Annotated in this window: 2 protein-coding genes and 2 tRNA genes; 2 read left to right on the forward strand and 2 right to left on the reverse strand. The window is 43.5% G+C overall.

Going from position 1 to position 4,144, the window contains the following annotated elements:
• Position 1: 1 nt before the first annotated feature.
• Both L0J61_RS09720 and L0J61_RS09725 read right to left on the reverse strand, forming a co-directional pair.
• Positions 2–1,513, reverse strand: a complete 1,512-nt coding sequence (locus L0J61_RS09720; RefSeq protein WP_301466249.1) for a tetratricopeptide repeat protein — start codon at positions 1,511–1,513, stop codon at positions 2–4.
• A 132-nt stretch (positions 1,514–1,645) separates the two neighbouring features.
• Entirely contained in the window at positions 1,646–3,271 is a 1,626-nt protein-coding gene (locus L0J61_RS09725; protein WP_301466250.1) for a cardiolipin synthase, read from the reverse strand.
• Between the two features lie 326 nt (positions 3,272–3,597).
• Here L0J61_RS09725 and L0J61_RS09730 point away from each other — a divergent pair.
• Both L0J61_RS09730 and L0J61_RS09735 read left to right on the forward strand, forming a co-directional pair.
• Positions 3,598–3,673, forward strand: a tRNA-Val gene (locus L0J61_RS09730).
• A 54-nt stretch (positions 3,674–3,727) separates the two neighbouring features.
• Positions 3,728–3,804: transfer RNA gene (locus tag L0J61_RS09735), tRNA-Asp, on the forward strand.
• Positions 3,805–4,144 lie beyond the last annotated feature (340 nt).

Here is a 4,144-nt window from a genome sequence, read left to right on the forward strand (position 1 = left end):
TTTACACGATTACTAATATAAGTATCGCCATCACTATCACCACAGCGAACAATACCATATAACGTTTGCTACTATGTTGTTCTTGTTTCTGCGTTGCGATGAGTGCTTGTGCTTGCTGCCATTGCATCACTACATTCGCTGCTTCTGGATGACCGTTTTCTGCTGCTTTGTCCAACCAATACTTTCCACTCGCGACATCCTGCGGCACACCTATTCCTTGATAGTACATCTTGCTCAGTAGACGCTGTCCACGACTGTCATTGCTATTGGCCGCTTGTTTGATCCACTTTAGCCCTGACTCAGCACCCCTACTGTCATCGAGCGATATACCTTCGCCAAGTAGCTCATACATTGCCAATCGCAGCATGGCAGCAGTATTGCCCAGATTAGACGACTCTTGAAGCGCTTGCAACGCTTGTTCTTTTGCCGCCAAGTGACGCTCTGAAAATGTAATTTGCGCACGTGGCTTGTCTTTTTTGGCGATGTGTTTTTCAAACTGATCTAAAACTTTACTCGCTTTTTGATATTCGATATTACCCGCAGTTTGTACGACTTCTATGTCATCGAGCTCTATGAGTAGTTGCCTGAATATCTTTGGCGTTGGTGAAGTATCAGAAGACATCGTGGCTGATTTAACTGATGACAAACTCGGCGACCTGCCATGCTCTAGCGAAGATGTTTCGTCGGACTCTTCAGGCTTGGTCAATCTGTCTTGCTCAGAGAGCTTTTTACTTACGGACTCATCATCAACCACCATCGCTTCTGAATACTCATCAGCGACTACCACTGGGCTCATGCTTGCATGTTCTTTATCTTGTGCATGTTTATCATTATTGACATTAACATTGACACTGTTACTGTTACTGTTACTGTTACTGTTTAAATTGACATTTGTACCAGTGAATTGCTTAGTGCTCTGAGAGACATCAGTCGCTGCGGTAGCACCAGTAGTATTTGGTAATCTGGCGCATACAGCCTGATACAGACCACTTGCTACCTCACCACCTTGCACCGCTTCAAACTGTCGATCGATATGACCAAACAAGCGCAACCCTATCGGTTCTAAAGCAAAGAAAAGTGACGTTAACCCAACTCCAAGTTCCTCACTGCCATCGTCATAATCCACTGCCATGTGCTGATAAAAGTCATCGCTGATTAGCAACAAATGAGGATAACGCTTACTCAACTCAAACCGCCCATACCAACGTGGCGTGTGTTGCCACTGCTGCGTCAATACACGTCCTGCATAAAATGCCGAAAACACCATTAAATTACGATATTGCTCATCTGCCAACAACACCGTCTCATCCCATTTGTCTTCCTTAATGAGATCACGGCGTATTCGAGACAGCAGTATATCCACACGTTGCAAACTTGCCAGCGACTCATCCAACGTACAAGCACGCAACTCACTCTCGTAGGCAATGCCACCTGCAATAGGTCGATCAGCCAAAAAGTCTTGCCAATAGCCTGCTGCGATATAGTCAACTGGTGTTAAGGGCGATACAGACATAAACAAACGTGTCCTTTATATAGATAAACATAGATAAACGAAGTATGGAGTCATTTAATAGTAGATCAGATGTGTAAAAATTCACCCCAGTCTCGCTGTGTCTTTTTTATATTAAACTGACTATATCGAGCGTTACAATAGAGGGCTAAACAAGCGTACCACATTATCAAACAGTCTCTCACTCCCTCGACGCTTCTGCCATTCTTCGAGGCTCACATACCGACAGCTTTCTAAATAAACCTCTTGGCAATCAGCCACTTGCGCCACCATTTCCGGTGTATAAATGGCCAAGCTAACTTCCATGTTCAGATAAAAACTACGCATATCGATATTTACCGTACCAAATAAACAGTAATCATCATCGATGACCACCGTTTTAGTATGCAGCAGCCCACCAGTGAACAAGGCAATATTTACTCCTGCTTCGAGCAGCTCCTGATAATATGCCTGCGAGGCATGCTGAACGAGAAATGAATCCACTTTTTCAGGGACAATAAGTGTCACATCAACACCACGCTTAGCCGCTATCGTCAATGCTCCTGACAGCGCTTCATCAGGGACAAAGTATGGCGTGGTAATGCGGATACGACGATTGGCACGATGGATGACGGTGATCAAGGTATTATAGATGACATGAGCGGTTACCTGCGGTGCCGAAGGTATTAACTGTGCCAGCACATTGTTTACGATAGGCATCTTCGGCAATACAATGGATGTCGCTCCAAACTCTGGCTGCTCATGACCCTCACTATCCTCATCCAGTGCCTTTACTCGGCTGTTGAGATCGTTAATGGTTGGGTTCATCACATATAGCTTACGTGTGTAGTTGTTTATTCGCTGATTCAGCGCATCTAAATTGTCTTTATTTTCTGCGCCGATATCTGTAGCCACTACCACTGCCATAGCTGTCGCAATACTAATTGAGTGTTGGCTGGTCGTGCGTATTGCCACATCAATCCACTGTCCAACATTTTTATTTTGTTTAAAAAACTTCGGATCCACCAAGTTAAAGCTACCCATGTAACCAATATGTTCATCAATAACTACTATCTTCCGATGATTACGCACATCAGAACGTTTAAACAACGTCTTGAACAAGCCCACTGGCAATGATTGATGAACAAAAACCCCTGCTCGCTCCAATGCGTCGTGCTCGCTGCTATTGAGAAAGCTAAAACTACCCACACTATCAGCCAATATATGGCACTCTACACCGCGCTGCGCTGCCGCTGATAACGCCTCTATCACTTCAAGCACTTGTCCTTTTGGGTAAATAATATAAAACTCCATCAGGATAGTATACTGCGCTGTGTTTATATCATTTACCAAACCCTGAAAAATAGCATTGGGATCAGTCAATAGTTGCATGTTGTGGCCCGGGAACACACCCAGTCCTGTCCAGCGCGTCCCTATTTGACTGACGCCACGATAATTGGCTGTCAGCAGCTCTTTACCTTGATCAAAAACCAAATTTTCGCGCCGCGCCATGTCATTCATCAACAGGCCCGCTTGATCGACACGCTCACGATAGCGTCGTCCAATCATCGGCTCACCTAATAATATATACGCAATGAATCCAAATACTGGCACGGTATAAAGGACCGCTATCCAAGCGATAGACACGCCAATATTGCGCTGCACAGACACAATGCGCAGCGTCATCACTATCATTAGAATAATATGCAATACCAGACCTAACTCAGCAATATCTACCCAAGTCCAAGTCGTAAAGAATCGCTCAATAGAAAAAATATCTATAACCCGCCTTCCTTAATAACAGTTAATCACCACACTATAATAAGAATCAAATCATGCAATCATGCAATCATGCACAGTATAGTAGCTTTTCATCATCAAACAATACATAGCCACATATGTCCCATTATGGCAAACCCACTAAATATCTGGCTCATACGGATACAGATCGGTAGATTGAAAATTATTTTCAATTATTTGGCAAAATAGTTAAAATACCGTTTGACAGCCATGCGTAAATCTATATAATACACATCCACAGCAACGGGGCTCAGTGACAAACCAAGCGCCCAGTTGATGTTGAATAAATTGCTTAGCAATTGTTCGAAGGGTGATTAGCTCAGTTGGTAGAGCGTCTGCCTTACACGCAGAATGTCGGCGGTTCGAATCCGTCATCACCCACCACTCTTTAGCGAAGTGGACTTGTATTTAACAAGTAAAATGCTAAAAACGACCTAAGCAGCGGTAGTTCAGTTGGTTAGAATACCGGCCTGTCACGCCGGGGGTCGCGGGTTCGAGTCCCGTCCGCTGCGCCATATTTAAAACTTAGTTTTAATACAAAAGTTTCAACCTCAAGTATTAGTTTACTTGAGGTTTTTTTGTGTCTGTGTTTTCTATGAAAGCCTTTATTTATAAGAGTTAGCTGTTTTTGATTTAGCCGCTCTTATAAAATAGCCCGCCCTTCCATAATCCACAATGTCATCGTGATAAATTTTCGTGCAGACATTTTACCTTTTAAAAATCGGTGACCAAGTGCTCGGTGACCATTTTGTGACCAAAGTTGAATATCGTGAGAGATTCACTTTCTACTGATAATACTTATAAAGATAGACATATCTATATCCACTCACCAACACAGTCAAGCGGTCTCTATCA

Origin of the sequence: Psychrobacter sp. (assembly GCF_030457785.1) — a bacterium.
In the GTDB taxonomy this organism is placed as follows: Bacteria; Pseudomonadota; Gammaproteobacteria; order Pseudomonadales; family Moraxellaceae; genus Psychrobacter.

Bases quoted from the DNA above. Each gene is read 5' to 3' on its own strand.
- L0J61_RS09720 (WP_301466249.1), bottom strand. From the start codon at position 1,513: ATGTCTGTATCGCCCTTAACACCAGTTGACTATATCGCAGCAGGCTAT.